Consider the following 21,104-nt stretch of genomic DNA (forward strand, 5'->3'; position numbering starts at 1 on the left):
TTTACGCTTTCTGATCTTCTTCCAGGATCTCCCGGATCAGTACACGCTCATCCATGGGATATTTCTTACCCTTGATCTCCTGATAATCCTCATGGCCCTTTCCGGCAAGGACGATGATATCTCCCGGCTCACCATGATGGATCGCGTAGGCGATCGCCTCTTTACGATCCGGGATCTCTACATATTTTCCATCTGTTTTTGCCATTCCGATCTTAATATCATCGATGATGGCCTGTGGATCCTCATCTCGCGGATTATCTGAAGTAATGATGGTCAGATCTGCCATCTTTCCTGAAACCTCACCCATTTCATAACGGCGCAGCTTGGAACGGTTTCCGCCACAGCCAAACAGGCATACCAGTCTGTGCGGATCATATTCCTTCAGTGTTCCGAGAAGGCTCTCCAGCGCCATGGCATTATGTGCGTAATCGATCATCAGTGTGAATTCGTCAGATACCTTGATCATCTCAATACGGCCTTTGACCCTGGCCACCTTCAGAGCTTTGATGATATTCTCCTCGGATACCTTAAAATGGCGGCAGATGGCAATGGCAGTCAGAGAATTGTAAATGCTGAACTTACCTGGAATATCGATCTCCACAGGAAAATCCATAAGTCCCTTAACATGATAGGAAATTCCCAGATAGCCCTTTCTTCCAACGAGTCTGGCGCCCTCTGCACGGAGATCTGCTTTTTCGGAAAATCCATAGGTTTCAAGTTTACAGGTGTGGCCTTCGATAATGCGGTCAAAGTGTTCATCGTCACGATTTACGATACCAACCTTACACTGTCTGAGAAGCATGGATTTGCAGTGCAGATAATCATCAAAGTCCTTGTGCTCATTCGGTCCGATATGATCTGGTTCAATATTTGTGAAAATTCCAAAATCAAACACAAATCCCTGGGTTCTGTGAAGCATCAGTCCCTGTGAGGAAACCTCCATAACGACCGCATCGCAGCCTGCTTCTACCATATCATGAAAATATTTCTGTACCATATAGGATTCCGGTGTCGTGTTGGCTGCCGGGATATGCTTCTCCCCGATAACAGCCTCGATGGTTCCGATCAGACCAACCTTATATCCGGCATTCTCAAGGATTGATTTCACCATATAGGTTGTAGTTGTTTTTCCTTTGGTTCCGGTGATACCGATGGTTTTGAGCTTTTCTGCCGGATGTCCGAACCATGCTGCTGAAATAAAGGCCATGGCGTAACGGGTATCCTCTACCTGGATCACTGTCACATCCTCCGGTGCCTCCACCGCTTCTTCCACGATGAGTGTCTTCGCACCCTTTGCCACAACATCAGGTATAAATTTATGTCCATCCACGACCGCACCTCTGATGCAGATAAAAAGGCTCCCTTCTTCTACTTTGCGGGAATCATATACAACAGAAGAAACCTCCTGCTCTGTACTTCCCTGAAGGCATTTGTATTCAAGATGTTCCAATAAGGATAAAAGATTCATTTTTCTCCTCCATCTTCCCTTTTTCCGGTCTGACGGGCAGCACACCGGAGGCGGGAAATATACTGTTCTTATTTTCTGTACATACCATATAGAATAGCACACCTCCCCCCTGTTTTCAACGTTTCTTTGAGGTACGGCCGCCTTGTAAAATATCAGCTTGTTACTGTTCACTCCGTTCTCAGTAACATCAGCTTTTTCCATAAATATCCGCATATTTTTTCCGAAGCCAGATGCCGCCCAGCACAGTCACCAAAGCTGTCACTGCCAGAAGCGTCCACAAATCCCTCCTGGTATCATCTCCGGTCTTCGGATGTGTGGACGCAGTTCTTGCCATCTGTATCTGACCGGAAGCCGGACCCTGGTCATCTCCCTGCAAAGGCAGCCCTTCTTCCGGCGTAATAGCCACCTCTCCTTTTACCATGACAGAAGCGGAGGCCTCCATCAATCGCTCTCCGGTTTCCTTGCTTGTGACCGTCACCTGGTTAAAAAGCTTCTGATCCGCTGTTTTTCCCGGGATCTTCACCACAGCCTGAAGAGAAACTGCCTCTCCCGGCGGGATCTGTTGGATCATTGCCTTTGTACGGCTGCTGTTGAGCGTTACACCTTCCTGCTCCAGAAACTGTGCATGGATCCCTGCTGCCTGAAAGCGCTCCGTTCCCACAACCGAATGAAGCGTTTTTTCACCGGTATTCACGATACAGATCTGATAGGTCACAGTCTCACCCGGTGCAGCGGTTTCTTTGTCTGCAGTTTTCTTTACAGAAAGATCCGCCTTCAGTGCCTCCAGACCATTTATAGTGGAAGCGTTCTTCCGGATCACCTCCTCCACTCTGTCCTTCACCCTGGCCTCTGCTTCCACCTGGTGCTCCAGATCTTTTTCCTGTTCATCCAGAAGCGGCGCCTGTACATAAAAGCTCCTGCTCTCTCCGGCTTTTAATTCTGCAAATTCCGCCACAGCCCCTTCTGTTAGAAGGCCTTCTGCATCTTCCCACAGATGCCGGATCTTAGGGCATGAAAGGCTGCTGGTCAGACGGATATCTGCAAGATCCAGCTTTCCGGTATTGGCTATCTCTACCTGATAACGGATGGTCTGCCCTGCTTTCATTTTTTTATTCTGTGCAATTACCGACAATTCCATATCAGCCTCAGCAGCCTCCACGTCCAGCATAGGCGAGATTCCCTCTGCGATCACCAGCTCTTCCCCGTTTTCTTCTGTCATGAGAAAGGTTCCCGCACCGGTACAGTCCTTCTGAAGCGGTTCCTCCTGAGTCACAGGATAACTGCTTTTCTCTGCCGGAAAACGGTATTCCTGCCGCAGGATCAGCGGGATACGGAAAAAGATCTCATCCTGCCCGTTCTGCTCCACGTTCAGCACGCTTTCCAGCTTTGTGATCTCTGTATCTTCACCGCTCTGGCTCCTTACAGAAATCTGCTGTGCAGCCATATTTTTCGGGACAGAATCCGTTTCCGGAACAAAATACTCCGAAATATACGTGACCAGCGTCAGCTTTTGCGTCTCCTCAAACTCACCTTCCTCTTCATTCCCTACATTTTCCCCTCCGGTCGACGTTCCTTCCGGTGTGAGCGGACCCGTTTTCTCCTGCTCTTCATCCTCCGGCTGTACTGTTTCCCCGGATGCCAGCTGCTCCACGTGCTCATATCCTTCCTCCATTTCTATTCCGATTCCTTCCACAACCTTATCCACCGGCAATTCCTGTTCTGCCTTCTCTTCCTGCTGCAAGTCATCCTCCGGCAGCTCCGGCTCTGGCTCCTTTTCCTGCTGCCAATCATCCTCCGGCAGCTCCTGCTCTTCTTCCTGCTGCAAGTCATTCTCTGGCAGCTCCTGTTCTATCTCTTCTTCCTGCTCCACCGATGGATCTTCAATCTTCTGAAGTTCATCGTCCCACTTCTCATTTTTCTTCTTATCCTCCGAAAACCTTCTCCCGGACAGCCATTCATTCAGGCCACGAATCCGGATCCCAAGCTCCGCCTGTCCGGATTCTATGTCTTTCCAGAACACACTCTGATCGATAAACGGTGCCTGTCCCGGCAAAAAATCTGCTCCCAGAGTCAGCTTCGGTTCTATTGTTCCCCCCAGCATGGCTCCTGCCAGCACTGTCACAATTCCGGCTTTCTTCATCTGTTTCCATATTCTGTTTTTCATGGCTTTTCCTCATTTCTGCCTGATCTGGCATTTCTTATACACATGTTTTTTTTACAGAAACTTACTTTTCCACAGACAAAGGCATCCCTCCCCGGCAAATGGTGCATGATCAATGTTTTTTTCGATAAAATAAAATGGATTTCTGCATCGAAACGATGCGTGAACAGATCCCGCAGAATGCAGGATCAAGACTTTTTCAATGTATCACATTTTCAGACCATGCGCAACCGGATATAAAAATTATAAAGTTTGTTTAAACTTTCTTTATAAATTTTCCATTTCTTTTAGATTAACGACATATTTTAAACATATTTTCTCTATATAATAGGTGTTGGATAGATGAAAAACCACTCTCTATCTCCCCCCTCAAAAAATAGTAGGAAGCAAACCGTCTGACTGGATCAGGCGGTTTTTCCTGTCTCGGAAAACACTCGATTTTCTATTGCATTTCCCACATAGGTCTTTTATAATAAAATATAATACTCGTGCATCGTTTTCGATGTACTCGTTACTGAATACAGTAACTGATTTCATTCCAATTTTTAAGAGAAACGAGGTATTTCCTATGAGCGAAAAAACCGTAGTAGTTGCATTAGGCCACCGGGCACTTGGCACCACACTTCCAGAGCAAAAAACAGCTACAAAACTCGCAGCGAAGGTAATCGCAGATCTGGTAGAGGAGGGAACCCGCGTAGTGATCTCCCACAGCAACGGTCCGCAGGTAGGGATGATCCACACCGCAATGAATGAATTCGGTAAGGCACATCCTGATTATACATTTGCACCAATGTCCGTATGTTCCGCCATGAGCCAGGGTTATATCGGCTATGACCTTCAGAACGCCATCCGTGCTGAGCTTATCTCCAGAGGGATCTACAAACCGGTCAGCACAGTTCTGACACAGGTTGTCATCGATCCATACGATGAAGCATTTGCAGAGCCGGAGAAGATCATTGGACGTGTTCTTAACGCAGAAGAGGCCGAGGCTGAAGAAGAAAAAGGAAACTTTGTCACAAAGGTGGGCGAGGGCCAGTACAGACGTATCCTTGCAGCACCGAAGCCACAGAAGATCGTAGAGATTGAAACCGTAAAGGTCCTCTCTGCAGCAGAGCAGATCGTCATTGCCGCAGGCGGTGGCGGAATCCCGGTTCTTGAGCAGGGAACTCAGCTGAATGGTGCCAGCGCCATCATCGAGAAAGACCTGGCAGCAGGACTTCTTGCAGAAGAACTGAACGCTGACACTCTGATGATCCTTACAAGCGTCGAGAAAGTAAGCCTTGACCACAATACGGATCACGAATCTTATCTGGATACTATTTCCACAGAAGATGCCAAGAAATATATTGCCGGCAAACAGTTTGCGGCAGGCTCCATGCTTCCTAAGATCGAAGCAGGTGTTTCCTTCGTGGAGAAGGGAACCGGACGCCGTACCATCATCACAGACATGGCCCATGCAAAAGACGGCTACCGTGAGAAGACCGGAACTATCATTAAATGATCATTTTACGGACTCAGAATACAAAGTGAACTATAAAACTTCACTTTACATAAAAATATCCCGCAGACGGCTGCTGGTCTTACCGGCAGCTCTGCGGGATATTTTTATATTATCTGGCTGTCCGATCACTGTTCCACAGTTGATCGGACAGCTAGCATTTACATAGATTTTCGCTCAGCGATCTCAGCCATCTTCGCCTCATTCAGGCGGGTATCTCCATGGACACGGCTGTAGGAAAGATATCCGTTCATACGGTCGATCTTGGTCAGGTTTCTGGAACCGCAGACAGGGCATACATCCATCTCCAGTTCCTCATGACCACAATCGTCACAGTATGCAAGAGAAAGGTTCACTCCTTCATAATATCCCAGATCCATGGCTCTGCGGATCAGTGTACGGATAGCTTCCTTATTGTAGCCGATCGGATAACGTACATACTGAATCTTACCGCCATTGCAGAGCTCCCAGAAACGTCCCTCCAGATCCTGTTTCTCGATCGGAGTCACATCCTCTGTTACATGGCAGTGGAAGCTGTTGCTCACATATGGTCTGTCAGAAACGCCCTCAATGATTCCATACATCTTACGGAACTGCTCTACCTGCAGGCCACAAAGACTCTCTGCCGGTGTTCCGTAGATCGCATAAAGATAACCATCTTCCTTCTTGTACTGATTTACCTTGTCATTGATATATTTCAGGACCTCCAGAGCAAACGCCCCATCCTCGGCAATGGATTTGCCATTGTAAAGTTCCTGAAGCTCATTTAACGCTGTGATACCGAAGGAAGCTGTCATAGGCTTCAGGATCTTGCCAATCTTTTCATTCGGTTTCAGATGTCCGCCGTAGAAACCGCCTTCACAGTATGCAAGCGGGTTGGTGGATGCACGCATCTGTCCCAGATATTCGTAAGTGCGAATGTGCAGGTTACGGATCATTTCCAGATAGAAATCCAGAACCTCATAGAAATCTCTGCTCTCCGCTCTGGCCTTTGCAAGGATCATCGGAAGATGAAGGCTTACCGCACCAATGTTAAAACGTCCCACAAAAACAGGCGTATCATTCTCATCCGCCGGCTCCATACCGCCACGCTCATACCACGGACTTAAGAAAGCACGGCATCCCATCGGGCTGATGACCTTCTTGTATTTCCTGTACATACTGGAAATATAGCCTGCGCCGGACATAGACAGCCAGTCCGGATACATGGTTTTGGAGGAACACTCCACACCAGCCTCAAAAATATCCTCACAGCACTTTCCGGGACCATGGATCTCTTTGTCATAAAGGAATACGATCTTCGGGAAAAGTACCGGTTTCTTGTGTCCGGCCTTACCCTGTCCTCCCTGATGGACCTCAAGAAGGGAAACCGTACACATCTTCTCAAACTGCTCGGTTCCGAGACCAAGTGTCACCGTAACAAACGGATAATCACCTCTGGAAGAACCGACGGTATTCAGCTTGTACTCAATTCCCTGCCAGCCCTGGTCATAATCCCTGCGGACCTTATCAAGAGCATACTCAATAGCTCTCTCCTCACGGCCACTCCAGCTCTCATCCGAGTATTTCATAAATTCGGAAATATATTTATCATAGCTCTTCTTTGCATACGGTGCCAGGATCTTATCAACCTCCGGCACTGTAAAGCCACCATACTGCTGTGCTGCTGTACTGAGAATGATATCCCCCATAACATCAAAGGCTGTATCCAGAGTCTTCGGCTCGTTATACCAGACATTGCCCATCTCAAAACCGCCACTTAAAACAGCTGCCACATCGAACAGACAGCAATTCATGGTATCCAGACGTGCAGACTGGTCATGAATATAAATGTAGCCGTCCTTACATGCCTGAAGCTCATTACGGTTCATAAAAAACTTCCGATAGAGTTCCTTGTTCAGCTCATTAAAGATCAGGCTTCGTTTCGTGGCAACAAGGGCGCTGTCTGTATTGGCATTACTTTTATCACCGATATAACGGATCGCCTGACTCTTGGTATAGACATCATCCATCATATGGATAAAATCCAGCTTGTAATTCCGATAATCACGGTAGCTCTTGGCAACTGCCGGATTCACACGCTCCAGAGCCCCCTCCACGATATTGTGCATCTCCTGGATCTCAATCTCATTCTTTCCAAGGGAATCCGCATGCTCCTGGGCAAAACGGCAGATAAAATCCTTCTCCTCGTCTGAAAAAGTATAAAGAATACGCTCTGCGGATTTGTTCACGGCAGCCACGATCTTCTGCGGATTAAACTCCTCTCTTGTCCCGTCTTTCTTGATCACATATAACATTGCTCATCCCTCCCTGTGCTATATATAAGTCGCTATGCAAAATACTATATATAGTACCTATATCTTCTATATATTGTTTTTCATCTATATGTTGTGCTAGGCATGAGTATAACACAGCTGAGGAGAAAAGAAAAGGGATATTTCTGTATACACGAAAATACAGACACTTAGCACTGCCTGATCTCACTGCAGAAATATTCTCACAAATTCGTTCCGATCCAGTCTGCAAGAAAATCCCATAATTTTGGAAGCAGAATGGCCAGTGTCACTATAAACCATATGATCCAGCCTGCCCCACTGCTTTTCTGATCTTTTTTTTGCTGTTTTTTTCCCTGATCTAAAACTTCTGCACGATTTCTGCCCACCGTTGTTTTATTCCTGGTATTAACTGCCGCTGCAGTCTTACGTCCGGCTGCTGCACCTGTATTCCGGCTTCCGGTTAGATTCCGATTCAAATCGGTATTGCGGCTTGCATTCGTATTCCGGTTTATGTTTGTATTCCGGTTCGCGTTCGTATTCCGGTTTACGTTCGTATTCCGGTTTACGTTTCCGTTATGTTGTGTTGTTTGATCAGCATCCTTTCCATACTGCCGCATCATATCCCTCACTTTGGCGGAAGCATGTTTATAATGTATCTCCCGGGGCTCATTCAGATGATATAACACCTCATCATTTCTGTAAGGCATCCCACATAATGAACACCTGCCATTTACAACCTTACCCCCACAAACCTGACACCTTTGACCTGCCATAAGCTCCCTCCATTCTATCCGTCAAAACGGATATTTATATTTCCATCGTAAACATAAGCATTCTTTTTTCAGTATATCACACTAGGCATTTAATACCCAGTATTTTTCTACGATACCTCAAAAGACTTCCCCTCTCATTATATTGCCACTCCACCCATTTTCTGCTATAATACCCCACAGAGCAATAAGCCTAAAAATCATCAGGAGGAGCCGATAATGAATACAATCACAATCCCCGCAACCTATCATGCAGACCTGAACCTCCATGACACACAGATTGCGATCAAAACAGTAAAAGATTTCTTCCAGCAGACACTCTCACAGAAGCTGAACCTTCTTCGAGTATCCGCTCCAACATTTGTAGCACCGGAATCCGGCCTTAACGACAACCTTAATGGTGTAGAGCGCCCGGTAAGCTTTGATATCAAGGCTATCGAAGGAAGCAACGCCGAGATCGTACACTCCCTTGCCAAATGGAAACGCTACGCACTGAAAAAATACGGATTTTCTCACGGAGAAGGTCTTTACACAGATATGGTAGCCATCCGCCGGGATGAAGATCTGGACAATATCCACTCTGTTTACGTAGACCAGTGGGACTGGGAAAAGATCATCTCCAAAGAAGAACGTTCCATGGAGACTCTCAAGGAAACCGTACGCACCATTTACAGTGTCCTTCGTAAAACTGAGAAATACATGGCTGTACAGTATGACTACATCGAGGAGATCCTTCCGAAGGATATCTTTTTTATCACAACTCAGGAGCTTCTTGACATGTATCCGGACTGCACACCGAAGGAACGTGAATATCGGATCACCCGTGAAAAGGGCGCTGTCTTCCTTATGAAAGTCGGCAAAACCCTCACCAACGGCGAGCGCCACGACGGACGTGCCCCGGACTATGATGACTGGGAACTGAACGGTGATATCCTCGTATACTATCCGGTACTTGACATTGCCCTTGAGCTTTCCTCAATGGGAATCCGTGTTGACGAGGACGCACTTGACCGCCAGCTTACCGAAGCAGGCTGTGATGACCGAAGAGAGCTTCCATTCCAGAAGGCCATCCTGAACAAAGAGCTTCCGTACACCATCGGTGGTGGTATCGGACAGTCCAGGATCTGTATGTTCTTCCTTCGTAAAGCACACATCGGAGAAGTACATGTCTCTCTCTGGCCGAAGGAGATCACAGATGCTGCAGAGACACACGGACTTCAGCTTCTCTAAAACAGCCTACAGATTTATTTATAATTTTCGCGGAAATGAGGTAATAACGTGAACATTCTGTTTTTTCTGATTCCCAAAAGCGAAGTAGCCTACATCTTTGAGGATGAAACTCTTCGCCAGACCCTCGAAAAAATGGAGCACCGCAAGTACTCCTGCATTCCTATCCTCACCATGGACGGCAAATATCTCGGCACCATCTCAGAGGGAGATCTCCTCTGGGGCATGCGCCGTGCAGATATCCACGACATCAAGGAAACAGAGGGAATCCCAATCATGGCGATTCCACGCCGTGCCACCTACAAACCGGTCCATGCAGATTCCAATATGGAAGATCTCCTGGATCGCGCCATTAATCAGAACTTCGTACCGGTGGTAGATGACCAGGGCTCCTTCATCGGAATCATAACCAGAAAATCTATCATCAAATACTGTTACAACGAAATAAAAGCCGCACAAAAAACTGCCGGTGAAGAAATCCACTGAGCAGCGGAAAGAAAAAGGATGGCTTCCGTTCCTGCACAGGTAGGAATCGGAAGCCATCCTTTTTTGATCCGGCAGTTGTATTCCGGATTTTTATTTTATTTTTTCGCGGATCATACTCAGTGCATCTTCATCTGCCACAACCGTGAGATCCGGGTGAAGCTGCAGGATAGATGCCGGAACCTTCGGTGTGATCGGTCCGTACAGGGAATTATACAGGGCTTCTGCCTTGGATGTTCCCGTTGCCACAAGAAGGATCTTTTTTGCAGCCATGATATTCCCGATTCCCATAGTGTAGGCCTGTTTCGGGACCTCATCCATGCTTTCAAAAAACCTTGAATTGGCCCTGATGGTACTTTCTGTCAGATCCACACAATGGGTTTCTTTTTCAAAGGCATCTCCTGGTTCATTGAAGCCGATGTGTCCGTTCCCGCCGATACCAAGCAGCTGCATATCCACACCTCCGGTTTGCCGGATGATTTCGTTATACTGTGCACATGCCTTATCGCTATCCTCTTCCAGTCCGTCAGGCACAAAGGTCCGTGCTTTGTCAATATTTACATGGTCAAAGAGATTATGATCCATAAAATAGCGGTAGCTCTGGTCATTGTCGCCGGAAAGTCCCTTGTACTCATCCAGATTCACACTTGTCACCCTGGAAAAATCCAGATCCCCTTTTTTGTACCATTCTACCAGTTGTGCATACATGCCCACAGGCGTGGAACCGGTAGCCAGTCCAAGAACTGCATCCGGTTTCATGATAATCTGTGCAGACATGATATTGGCTGCTTTTCTGCTTACATCCTGATAATCTTTTCCTGCGTAAATAATCATAGTTTTTTCCTCAGCTCTTATTCTGCGATCAGTTTATCCAGAAGCTCCTTGGCCATACGGATATCTTTTTTCTGTTCCTCACCGGAGATCTCACGCTCAATGGTAATATCTCCCTGATAACCGATCTCTTTCAGCTTTGCAATAAATGCAGAATAATTTACTTTACCCTGGCCAAGGGGAACCTCATCACCCAGATGATGTCCATCTGTTGGATATTTTCCATCTTTTCCGTGAATTCCCATGACATACTCACCGAAAACCTCCAGAGCATCTACCGGATTTGCCTTTCCGTACATGATCAGGTTTGCAGGATCAAGGTTAATTCCCACATTTCCTTTTCCGACAGCTTTCTCAATATCCTGGATCGCACGCTTTAATGTTACAGGAGTCTCCTGTCCTGTTTCAAACAGGAAGTTCTGACCATTTTCCTTACATTTTTCCACAATAGCCTTACATGCAACCAATACTTCCTCGTATTTCGGGTCGTATGGATTTTCCGGCATATAGCCAACGTGTGTTGCCAGGTCTGTCACATGGATCTTTTTCGCAAAGTCAGAACCTTCCATAAGCATCTTCAGTCTCTCAACTCTGTAATCAGACGGAATCAGGCCAAGTGTCAGCTGTCCTTCATAGAAATCCCATACTCTGCGGCCTTCCCATCCGCACCAGAATGCGGTTGCGTGGATCCCGTATTTCTCCAGACCTTTATTAATAGCCTCTGCCATAGCATCGTCCTGAAGTGTTGGACGATCCCAACATACCAGCTGGCAGCTATCCACACCCATTTCCTTCAGCTCCGCAAATTTTGCATCAATATCTGTATTGCTTGTAAATTCGATCAAAACTCCAACTTTCATAGGTTCTGTTCTCCTTCCAGTATTATCTCATATTATACTACTTATAACACCAAGATCAGCCTTTTACCGCACCGGCAGTAATACCACCTACAATATGCTTCTGCATCACAACAAAGAAGATAAGACTCGGTATCATGGACATTACGATTCCGGGAAGTGCATGCTCCCAGTCTGCTGTCTGTGCGGAAAACTGCATGTACAGTGCATTCTGGATATTCATTGCCACTGTGTTTCCGCCAACGATCAGCTGGTTGGTGATGATATCATTCCAGGTTGCCAGTGCATCCAAAACAACGACCGTCGTGAGGATCGGTTTCAGAAGCGGAAGTACAATGCTGAAATAGGTGCGGATCTTACCTGCGCCGTCAATACATGCACACTCTTCCAGATCGATAGGAACATTTTTTACAAATCCATGGATCATGTATACTGCCAGAGGCATACATAAGCCCACACTTACCAGAATATATCCGGTTCTTGTTCCAGTCAGTTTCACGTTGGAAACCAGTCTTGTCAAGGTGATCATGTAAGACTGGAACGGAACCATCATCGGCATGATGATCAGAACAAAGCATATTTTGCTGAGTCTGCTTTTTGTTCTTGCGAGCTTATAGGCTGCCATCGGCGCCATGAGCACTACCAGGATGACAGTGCAGAATGTATAGAGCAGTGTGTTAAAGATCAGAGACGGGAAACCGAATTTCGTCCAGGTCTCCATATACATCTTCAGGCTCCATGACTTGGGCAGAGCCAGAAAGTCCTGCAGCATATCATTATAGGGTTTAAATGAGTTTATAAAGATCAATACCAGCGGCATCAGCCAGAAGATCGCACATACAAAAATAATGATCGTCAGTGCATTCACCTGCCGCAGGTTCTTTGGTTTCTTCTTCATTATGCCTCAACCTCCTTACTCTTGGTAATCTTCATCTGAATTGCTGTAATGATCAGAACAAATACTACAAATACAAGAGATTTGGCAGTAGCAAGACCATATTTGCTGTTAACAAAAGCTTCCTTATAAATATTATACGCAACGGAAACAGTTGAATTCGCAGGTCCGCCCTTTGTAAATACCATGATAATATCGAATAACTTAAACGCAAATGTCATTGATGTCAGCATACAGATCGAGATCGCAGGCATGATCATCGGAATTGTGATCTTGCGGAATACCTGGAAAGAGGTTGCTCCGTCGATTCTTGCCGCTTCCAGAAGCTCTCCCGGAACTGCAATGATTCCTGCGATATAATTGACCATGTAAAAACCAAGATTCTGCCATACTGCCATGACAACAACTACATAAAAAGCAAGCTTCGGTGTTCCAAGCCAGCTCCAGTTAAAGAATTCCCATCCTGTAACACTGTAAAGAGCCTCAAAGCCAGGTCCCAGGATAAATTTCCAGATCAGACTGATCGCTGTCAGACTGATGATATAAGGAATATAATAAAAAGCACGACCAAGACTGTTCACTTTGTTCTCACGTGCCATTACGACAGCGACTGTGAGAGAAACAATGTTTACGATAACAACATAAAATACTGCAAATTTAAGAGTAAATCTAACACCTTTCCAGAAAAGCGGGTCAGCAGTAAAGATCTTCACATAGTTGGCAAGTCCTACAAATTCCATGTTCTTGCCGATTCCATTCCAATTAAATACCGAATAGTACAGATTCATTACAAATGGAATATCTGTGGCAAACAGTACAAAAACGACTGCCGGAAAGACAAACAATGCAAAAATTGCCAGATCCTTTGTTTTTTTGTTTTTCAATCCTATCCCCTCCAGAAATTCATTTTTTCTTTGGTTTATATTTGGGAAACAGGCAAAGCTGCTGCCTGTCTCCCTCTTTTGTCAGTTACATTCCGTCAGCCCAAAATCAACAAATCTGTTTCTCTTCGGCTCCTGGAGTTCCTTGTTACTCTGCTGATGTCCAGAAATCCTGGAAGAGCTGTGTTACTTCATCTGCGCTCATGTCTCCAAGCATGTAAGACTGGAGATACGGACCACACTCATCTGCGTAGCTGCCAGGAGCAATCGTGTGGATCCAGCCGTTTGTCTTTCCAGCGTCGATATAGGTCTTGGCATCATTTGCAAGAGCGCCGGTCACTTCCATATCAGACTTTGCACCAGGAACAGCTCCTACACCTTCTGCCATCCATTTCTGGCCTTCTTCGGATGTAAGGATAAACTCACAATACTCTTTTGCAAGATCCAGATTCTTGGAATCTTTATTTACAATATAAGTCCAGTTACAGGAGGATAATACAGTTGCATCATCTTCACCGGCGCCTACCGGGAATGGAAGAAATGCAAGATTTGCATCCGGATTAAAGGAATCCAGTGTAGACTGGCACCAGTCACCCATATGGATCATAGCTGCATCGCCGTTTGCAAGCATATTCTCTGATGTCTCCCAGTCAACCTCAAGCGGCTTGTCCGGACCATACTCTACAGCAAGATCAAGGAACTTGTAAAGGTTCTCCCAGTTAGGCATATCTGCAAATGCTGTCTCACCGGATTTGATCGCATCTACTGTCTCAGCAGCTGTTTTGTCTTTGTCGATCATGAAATGTGTTGCAACCTGTCCTAATACCCATGTTTCCTTTGCAGCAAGTGCAAACGGAGTGATGCCTGCATCCTTCAGCTTCTTGCATGCCTCTTCCAGCTCATCCATGTTTGTCGGAAGCTTGTCGATACCAGCTTTCTCAAAGCAGTCCTTGTTGTAGATCAGGCCCATGTTCTCATAGGTCCATGGAAGAGATTTTACATTTCCCTCGTCATCTTTTCCAAGGTTTACAGCGTCCTCATTGAACTTGTCCAGAACTTCTGTATCATTGCTCCAGTCGTAAGCATAATCATAGTACATTTTCGCTTTTGTTCCGGCCTCAGCATCAAATACGTCTGGTGTATCACCGGAGTTTACTCTGGACTGAAGCAGTGTGTCGTAATCGTTGGCTGCATGCTGTACATCAACAGTCACACCCGGATGTGATTTCTCGAAGGCTTTTACCATCTCGTCATATTCTTCCAGACCATAAGCATGTGCATCAAATACATTCAGTGTTACATTTTCTTCAGCATGTGCAGTTACCCCTCCTGCAACTACCATTGATGAGATCATTGCTGCTGATAACAGAATAGAAATCACTCTTTTTTTCATTTGCATATCCTCCTTTTGAATAGCTTTTTTTATTTTTCTCACTGCCTTTCAGTGAAAATTTCATTATTTGTTTTCGTGTGTGTTTACATACTCTTTTGCCGCATTCCACTCTTTAATCCCAAGCTGTACGGATCTTACTCCTTCGATCAAAGGAGCAACCTCTACAGGTTTATCTTCTCTGACGCATTCCTGGAAATATTTGATCTCTGTATAATATGGTCCCAGATTGGAGACATTGATTCCCGCCACATCACTCTCGCCTTCATATTCAGCTTTGAGCTCTGGCGTCTCCACAGTTCCGTCTTTCTTATATACTGTCAGGCTCGGTGACTGAGCACCGTTAAATTCTATCGTAGCATCCTCAAAATGTGCACGGAACGCTGCATGGAACTTCATTGCCGATGACTCATCCCAAATACCCTCTGCTGTAGCAAAAACATCTCCGAATTCATACTCCGTGATGATATGATTGATCATGCCACTTTCAAATCTGCTGGCTTTTACCTGGAAGCTGTCCGGCTCACCCAGCATATAACGCAGAAAATCAAGATCATGCACGTGAAGATCCAGCACAACGGAACCACTCTTTTCTTCATTATGGAACCAATCCTCAAATCCCCATTTCACATCTCCGCTGATACGCTCCATAGTAATGGATTTCAGCTTTCCGAATTTTTCTGTGTCGTAAGCTTCCTTCAGATATTTATATTCCTCAAAGGAACGTACTACCTGTCCTACCATAACCTTCTTCCCGGATCTTTTTTCTGCTTCAAGAAGCATCTGGCAATCCTCTTCGGTCAGACATACCGGTTTTTCCACCAGTACATTCATCCCTTTTTCCAGTGCCTTCACTGCATGTTCTGCATGCAGATAGCTTGGAAGACAGATATGTACAATATCCAGCTGCTCCTTTTCGATCAGTTCCATTCCGTATTCATATGTGGCAGCTTCCGGAAAATATGATGCCGCTTTGTCCAGAAATTCTTTTCTGCAGTCAGACAGGGCAACTACCTCAACATCATCCTCTTTTTCTGATAAGACTTTCAGGGATAAGTAATGAGTCGTTCCCATTCCGCCGCATCCAATCACGCCTATTCTCATCTCTCTACCTCTCTTTATTTGTCCAGTGGCCTAACTAATATTTCAAAAAATAAAAGTTTTTTGCAAAAACATCTGTGTTTCTTGTTACAAACTCTCTTTTTTGCTGTTCTTAGCTTGGATTTAGGATAGCATTCTTTGCCGTATCTGTCAACATTCTTTCCCGTTTTTTCGTCTTTCAATGTGCATTTCTTCTATAATAAACAATATCTCGAGTATTTTTTGTGCATTTTGCACATTTGTAATCAATTATTTCTATCACTGTACTATTTATCTCCGTTTTTTTACCAGTCTTCCGAAAAAATGCCTGTATTATATTGCTCTTCATTTTAGAATTGTCGTATTTTTATATTTTTCCTTCTATAAATAGTCAATATTTTCTTTGTACAGCCACATATTGATTATTTTCTGCATCTATGATAGGATATATTTAGTACGGAGACTTTACCATTTTTCGGTACCGTTTATTTTTAAAGGATTGGAGATGAAAAGAAACTATGAAACTTGTTAATCAGCAGGTTATTAAGAACACGAATATGAAACGGCTCTATACTTCCATCTATTCCAGTCCCGGAATATCCAGAGCACACCTTGCCAAGCAAACGAAGCTCAGCAAAACAACCGTATCTACTCTTGTAGATGAACTGATCGAACGGGGATTCATTGTGGACAACGGTATCGGAGAATCCGACAGCATCGGACGTAAGCCGAACTGCCTTCAGGTCCGGATGAACAGCTACTACGTTGTTGTCATGAACTGGCATGAAAATGCTGTCGAAGCTTATCTTGTGGACATTGCCGGTACTTCCGTCTTTCATGAATCACGGAAGCTTTCCGAAGACGAAAATCATGTCGCATGCTCCGGCTCCTGTTTCCAGGAATCCATTCTGGAACACTGTGCTCCTGACCGTATCCTTGGCATCTGCATAGTAATGTCCGCCATGATCGACGCCTCCAGCAATGAAGTATATTCCACGACCCTGAATCTGCCTTCCATGGAAAGCACTCAGATCATTAAATCTCTGAAGACTGCATTCCCGGGATACCCGGTTGATCTTCTCAATGATACCGCCTGCTATTCCTACGCGGAAAAGGTCTATGGCAATATAAAAGAGAAAAATTTTGCTTTTCTCAATTTCGGCCGCGGCATCGGTGCCACCCTTTTCACAGAAGGAAGCATGCTTGGAACTGCCAGTGGTTCCTCTACCCAGTTCGGCCATTATTCCATCGATCCTCACGGTCCGGAATGTATCTGCGGAAATCACGGATGTCTGGAAGTTATGATCTCGGAGCAGGCTCTGAAAAACAGGATCCCGGAATTCGGACAGATTCCATCCTTAAGCGCACTTTCAGAAATCACCTTCTCAGATCTGGGAAAGGCTGCCACCTTCCGCGATCCAACCGCTCTTGCTATGGTAAAGGAGATGGCATGGGAGCTGTCCATCGCCCTGAGTAATCTGATCAGTACCGTAAATCCATCTCTGATCGTTCTTGGCGAATATTTTCTCAATGAAGTACGGGAAGACCTGAAAAAAACCGGGTTCCGCAGGATGGTAGATAACGTGACTGTCCGTTACTCCCAGCTCCAGAGTGATTCGTTCCTGAACGGAGCCATGAAATACTTTTTTGATATCCACTATTCTTTTACAAATCAGGATCCGACGAATTTTTTTATCGGATGATATAAGGAGGAAGCCATGAAAAAACTGAAAGCTGCTATTGTAGGCTGCGGCCGTATTTCCGTCTCTTATGCGGATGCATTCCATCGTCTCAGCGATGAAGTAGAATTAGCATATGCCGTTGACAAAGATCCAGCTCTTGCCAAAGCCTTTGCAGAGGAATTTAACTGTTCCTGGACTACGGACTTTGATGAGATCCTGGATAAGGATATTGATGTGGTACATCTCTGTCTGCCGCATTTCCTGCACCCGGTCATGGCCATCAAAGCCATGAAAGCCGGCATTAACGTCCTTACCGAAAAGCCCATTGCCACCTGTCTTCAGGATGCAGACAGAATGATCCGTACCGCCGAAGAAACTCATGTAAAGCTGGGCGTTATCTTCCAGACCCGTTACACAAAAAGTGTAGAAAAGCTCCGCGAAATGATCCAGCGGGGTGATTTCGGAAAAATCCTTACCGCACGTTCCTATCTGACCTGGAACCGTCCGCTCGACTATTACAGCGGAAGTGACTGGAAGGGAACATGGGACAAAGAGGGCGGCGGTGTTCTCATCGACCAGGCGATCCACAGCATTGATCGTGTTCGATATATGCTGGATTCCGATGTGGAATGGATCGACGGAAGTGTTCATAATTATGTTCATCATTTTGTAAAAGTGGAGGATGCCGCAGACGCTGCTATCATGTTTAAAAACGGCTGTCTTTACAATCTCTATGCCTGCAACATTTACGGAGCCGATTCCCCGATCAATATTGAACTGATCGGAGAAAAAGGACGCCTGGGTCTTAAGCAGGACATGGGCTATTACGAGCTGGACGGCACCTATGCCGAGATCCGAAACACTTATGAGACCACAAATGTGGGCCCTGATTACTGGGGAAGCAGCCATCACCTGCAGATCCGTGACTTCTACCGTTCTGTCCGTGAGGATCTTCCTGTTGCCATCGACGGACTGGAAGGCAGAAAAACCCTTGAAATGGTAAAGGGCATCTACCTTTCCTCTGCCAGAAGAGAACGCATCTCTCTCCCCTTTGAGGATGTAACCTACAGTGATCTGAACCAGCCGGTGAAATAACTACGTCACTATTCTGTAACTATAAAAAACGGATGCTTTATCTCCTGCAGCATTTCCACAGGAGGATAAAGCATCCGTTTTTAATATTCTTATATTTATAATGTCTTTGAAAGAAACTCTCGAAGTCTCTTATTCTTTGGATTTGCAAAGAATTCCTTAGGAGAATTTTCTTCCTGGATCTTTCCTTCATCAATGAAGAGGACTCTGGTTGCCACCTCGCGGGCAAAGCCCATCTCATGAGTTACCACAACCATGGTCATGCCGGATCTTGCAAGCTCCTGCATCAGTTCCAGGACCTCTCCTACCATCTCCGGATCAAGAGCAGATGTAGGCTCATCAAACAGCATCACGTCCGGGTTCATGGCAAGAGATCTTGCAATGGCGATACGCTGCTTCTGACCGCCGGAAAGCATGTCCGGATAGGAATCTGCCTTATCCGGAAGACCTACTCGCTCCAGAAGCTCCAGTGCCGTTTTTTCAGCCTCTTCCTTACTCATAAGATTCAGAGTCACAGGTGCGAGCATAATGTTCTCTTTTACTGTCTTATGTGGAAAAAGATTAAACTGCTGGAATACCATTCCGATCTTCTGACGATGACGGTTGATATCCACCTTGGAATCTGTGATGTCGGTTCCCTCAAAGAGGATTTTTCCCCCGGTCGGCTCCTCAAGGAGATTCAGGGAACGGAGGAATGTAGATTTACCACAGCCGGATGGTCCGATAATGGCTACTACTTCACCTCTGCGGATCTGTGTGGTGATCCCGTTGAGAACCTGATTGCCGCCATAGGCCTTTTCAAGTCCCTGTACATCCAGAAGCACTTCATTACTTACGCTCATTGGTTCTCAGCCTCCTTTCAAGTCTTCCTACCAGATAGGTAAGGAAGCAAACGATCACAAGATAGATCGCAGCTACTACCAGCAGCGGGAACAGTGCACTGTAGGTCTGGCTTCGGATAATGTCTCCGCCACGGGTCAGATCCATAAGTCCGATATAACCACTGATGGATGTCTCCTTCAAAAGTACGATCAGCTCGTTTCCAAGGGCCGGCAGGATGTTCTTGACCGCCTGCGGAAGAATGATCTTGATCATAGTCTGTGTATAGTTAAGACCCAGGCTCCGTCCTGCCTCAAACTGTCCCTGATCAATAGACATGATACCGGAACGGACGATCTCAGCCACGTATGCAGCAGAGTTCATACCAAAGGCGATAATGGCAACAACTATCTTACCCGGATCTATGGTTGCAAAAATAACATAAAATACGATCAGCAGCTGTACCATCGTTGGGGTGCCACGGATCACAGTCAGATAAACACGACAGATCACATTAAGGATCTTAAGCTTACCTGTCTTATCATGTGTAGAACGGACAATAGCAATGACAAATCCCAGAAAAATACCAAGAAGTACAGCAAAAAAAGTAATGATGATGGTATTTTTCAGACCGGACAAAATGAACTGCCAGCGATTGTCGTCCAGAAAGTTAAACTGAAACTGTTCAATAAGACTCAAAATTTCCACCCTTTCCAAAACTACAGGTTCCGAAATCCGGAAAACATACCCGGATATCCGGAACCTGATCATTCGCTACTGAACCCTGCAACGAATATCTGTTTCTCAGCTTATCCGTTCAGAATCCTCTGATTTCTCTGTGCAAAATTATTTCTTTACAATAACAACCTGCTCTGCAGTTGTGTACGGATCAGTGAAATCAACGCTCTTTTTACGATCCTCTGTTACTGTCATTCCTGCAGCACCGAAATCAGCTTTTCCGGATTTAACAGAATTTACGATCGCATCAAACTCCATATCCTCGACCTTCAGCTCATATCCAAGCTTGTCGCAGACAGCCTGAGCGATATCAACATCAATACCTACGATCTTATCTCCGTCATAGTATTCGTATGGCTGGAAGGTTGCGTTTGTTGCCATGGTAAGAGTTCCCTTGGAGTGATCTGCATCCTTAGGAGTCTCATACGGTGTCTTACCTGCATCATCACCGATGTAGTTATCTCTGATGGAATCCAGAGTTCCGTCATCCTTCAGCTCCTTCAGCGCTTCGTTGAACTCTTTGGTAAGGTCTGCATTATCTTTGGAAAGACAGATTGCATACTCCTCTTTATCAAAAATATCCTCAACGATCTCAAGATCATCGTTTTTCTCAACAAATTTCTTAGCAGGCTCGCTGTCGATCACTACGCAGTCAATCTTACCCTGTTTCAGAGCCATAACAGCGTCATTACCTTTGTTGTATCTCTCTACTGTTGCGTCTTTAACCTCTGTAGCGTCTGCATCACCGGTTGTTCCAAGCTGAACACCGATCTTCTTACCCTCCAGATCATCTGCGCTCTTGATCTCATCTGCTGCAAAAACAGCGGATGTCATAGAAACTGTCATAGCTGCTGCAAGTGCAAGTGCCATAAATTTTCTCTTCATTTTTTCTTCCTCCTGAATTCTATGTACTTTACGTTAACTGTCTCTCTGCTTGTGTCAGTCCAATTCGTAAT

General features: G+C 45.6%; 18 protein-coding genes. 5 read left to right on the forward strand and 13 right to left on the reverse strand.

Going from position 1 to position 21,104, the window contains the following annotated elements; all coding sequences use genetic code 11:
• Position 1 precedes the first annotated feature (1 nt).
• Positions 2-1,468: a UDP-N-acetylmuramoyl-L-alanyl-D-glutamate--2,6-diaminopimelate ligase gene (locus tag NCY57_RS04930; protein WP_022426879.1), complete on the reverse strand. Its 1,467-nt coding sequence runs from the start codon at positions 1,466-1,468 to the stop codon at positions 2-4.
• A gap of 187 nt (positions 1,469-1,655) precedes the next feature.
• On the reverse strand, positions 1,656-3,632 hold the full coding sequence (locus NCY57_RS04935) for a hypothetical protein (RefSeq protein WP_250789526.1): 1,977 nt from the start codon (positions 3,630-3,632) through the stop codon (positions 1,656-1,658).
• 565 nt (positions 3,633-4,197) lie between these two features.
• Here NCY57_RS04935 and arcC point away from each other — a divergent pair.
• The gene (gene arcC, locus NCY57_RS04940) at positions 4,198-5,130 is read left to right on the forward strand and encodes a carbamate kinase (protein ID WP_015526125.1); all 933 of its coding nucleotides are present in this window, start codon (positions 4,198-4,200) and stop codon (positions 5,128-5,130) included.
• Positions 5,131-5,288: 158 nt separating this feature from the next.
• On the opposite strand, the gene nrdD is transcribed toward arcC, so the two are convergent.
• On the reverse strand, positions 5,289-7,424 hold the full coding sequence (gene nrdD, locus NCY57_RS04945) for an anaerobic ribonucleoside-triphosphate reductase (RefSeq protein WP_250789527.1): 2,136 nt from the start codon (positions 7,422-7,424) through the stop codon (positions 5,289-5,291).
• Positions 7,425-7,624: 200 nt separating this feature from the next.
• The gene (locus NCY57_RS04950) at positions 7,625-8,176 is read right to left on the reverse strand and encodes a hypothetical protein (RefSeq protein ID WP_139148835.1); all 552 of its coding nucleotides are present in this window, start codon (positions 8,174-8,176) and stop codon (positions 7,625-7,627) included.
• A gap of 216 nt (positions 8,177-8,392) precedes the next feature.
• Here NCY57_RS04950 and asnA point away from each other — a divergent pair, with 216 nt between their 5' ends.
• A complete protein-coding gene (asnA, locus tag NCY57_RS04955; RefSeq protein ID WP_015526128.1) occupies positions 8,393-9,403 on the forward strand; it encodes an aspartate--ammonia ligase in 1,011 nt (336 codons plus the stop codon).
• Positions 9,404-9,451: 48 nt separating this feature from the next.
• Positions 9,452-9,886 (forward strand): CBS domain-containing protein, encoded by a 435-nt coding sequence (locus NCY57_RS04960; RefSeq protein WP_021651604.1) that lies wholly within the window; start codon positions 9,452-9,454, stop codon positions 9,884-9,886.
• A gap of 90 nt (positions 9,887-9,976) precedes the next feature.
• Here the strand turns inward: NCY57_RS04960 and nagB are convergent, their stop codons facing one another.
• From nagB to NCY57_RS04990, 6 genes are all read right to left on the reverse strand, one after another.
• Positions 9,977-10,717: a glucosamine-6-phosphate deaminase gene (gene nagB, locus NCY57_RS04965; RefSeq protein WP_022426874.1), complete on the reverse strand. Its 741-nt coding sequence runs from the start codon at positions 10,715-10,717 to the stop codon at positions 9,977-9,979.
• 17 nt (positions 10,718-10,734) lie between these two features.
• Positions 10,735-11,574 (reverse strand): sugar phosphate isomerase/epimerase family protein, encoded by an 840-nt coding sequence (locus NCY57_RS04970; RefSeq protein ID WP_022426873.1) that lies wholly within the window; start codon positions 11,572-11,574, stop codon positions 10,735-10,737.
• Between the two features lie 55 nt (positions 11,575-11,629).
• Complete coding sequence (locus NCY57_RS04975; RefSeq protein ID WP_022426872.1) at positions 11,630-12,469, reverse strand: carbohydrate ABC transporter permease; 840 nt, start codon at positions 12,467-12,469, stop codon at positions 11,630-11,632.
• Positions 12,469-13,350, reverse strand: a complete 882-nt coding sequence (locus tag NCY57_RS04980; RefSeq protein WP_022426871.1) for a carbohydrate ABC transporter permease — start codon at positions 13,348-13,350, stop codon at positions 12,469-12,471. The genes NCY57_RS04975 and NCY57_RS04980 overlap by 1 nt, the downstream gene beginning before the upstream one ends.
• Positions 13,351-13,495: 145 nt before the next feature.
• Complete coding sequence (locus tag NCY57_RS04985) at positions 13,496-14,740, reverse strand: ABC transporter substrate-binding protein (RefSeq protein ID WP_022426870.1); 1,245 nt, start codon at positions 14,738-14,740, stop codon at positions 13,496-13,498.
• 63 nt (positions 14,741-14,803) lie between these two features.
• Entirely contained in the window at positions 14,804-15,841 is a 1,038-nt protein-coding gene (locus NCY57_RS04990; RefSeq protein WP_022426869.1) for a Gfo/Idh/MocA family protein, read from the reverse strand.
• Between the two features lie 494 nt (positions 15,842-16,335).
• On the opposite strand from NCY57_RS04990, the gene NCY57_RS04995 reads away from it, so the two are divergent.
• Together NCY57_RS04995 and NCY57_RS05000 are read left to right on the forward strand one after the other, a co-directional pair.
• Positions 16,336-17,520, forward strand: a complete 1,185-nt coding sequence (locus tag NCY57_RS04995) for an ROK family transcriptional regulator (RefSeq protein WP_250789528.1) — start codon at positions 16,336-16,338, stop codon at positions 17,518-17,520.
• A 15-nt stretch (positions 17,521-17,535) separates the two neighbouring features.
• Positions 17,536-18,594, forward strand: a complete 1,059-nt coding sequence (locus tag NCY57_RS05000; RefSeq protein ID WP_022426867.1) for a Gfo/Idh/MocA family protein — start codon at positions 17,536-17,538, stop codon at positions 18,592-18,594.
• Positions 18,595-18,689: 95 nt separating this feature from the next.
• Here the strand turns inward: NCY57_RS05000 and NCY57_RS05005 are convergent, their stop codons facing one another.
• From NCY57_RS05005 to NCY57_RS05015, 3 genes are all read right to left on the reverse strand, one after another.
• Entirely contained in the window at positions 18,690-19,433 is a 744-nt protein-coding gene (locus NCY57_RS05005; protein WP_021651603.1) for an amino acid ABC transporter ATP-binding protein, read from the reverse strand.
• Positions 19,420-20,112, reverse strand: coding sequence for an amino acid ABC transporter permease (locus NCY57_RS05010; protein WP_059086976.1), 693 nt, complete (start codon positions 20,110-20,112; stop codon positions 19,420-19,422). Before NCY57_RS05010 ends, NCY57_RS05005 begins: the two co-directional genes overlap by 14 nt.
• Before the next feature lie 144 nt (positions 20,113-20,256).
• Positions 20,257-21,033, reverse strand: coding sequence for a transporter substrate-binding domain-containing protein (locus NCY57_RS05015; protein WP_015526132.1), 777 nt, complete (start codon positions 21,031-21,033; stop codon positions 20,257-20,259).
• Positions 21,034-21,104: the final 71 nt, after the last annotated feature.

Origin of the sequence: Blautia sp. MB18-30, assembly GCF_023669475.1 — a bacterium.
Classification (GTDB): domain Bacteria; phylum Bacillota; class Clostridia; order Lachnospirales; family Lachnospiraceae; genus Blautia_A; species Blautia_A fusiformis.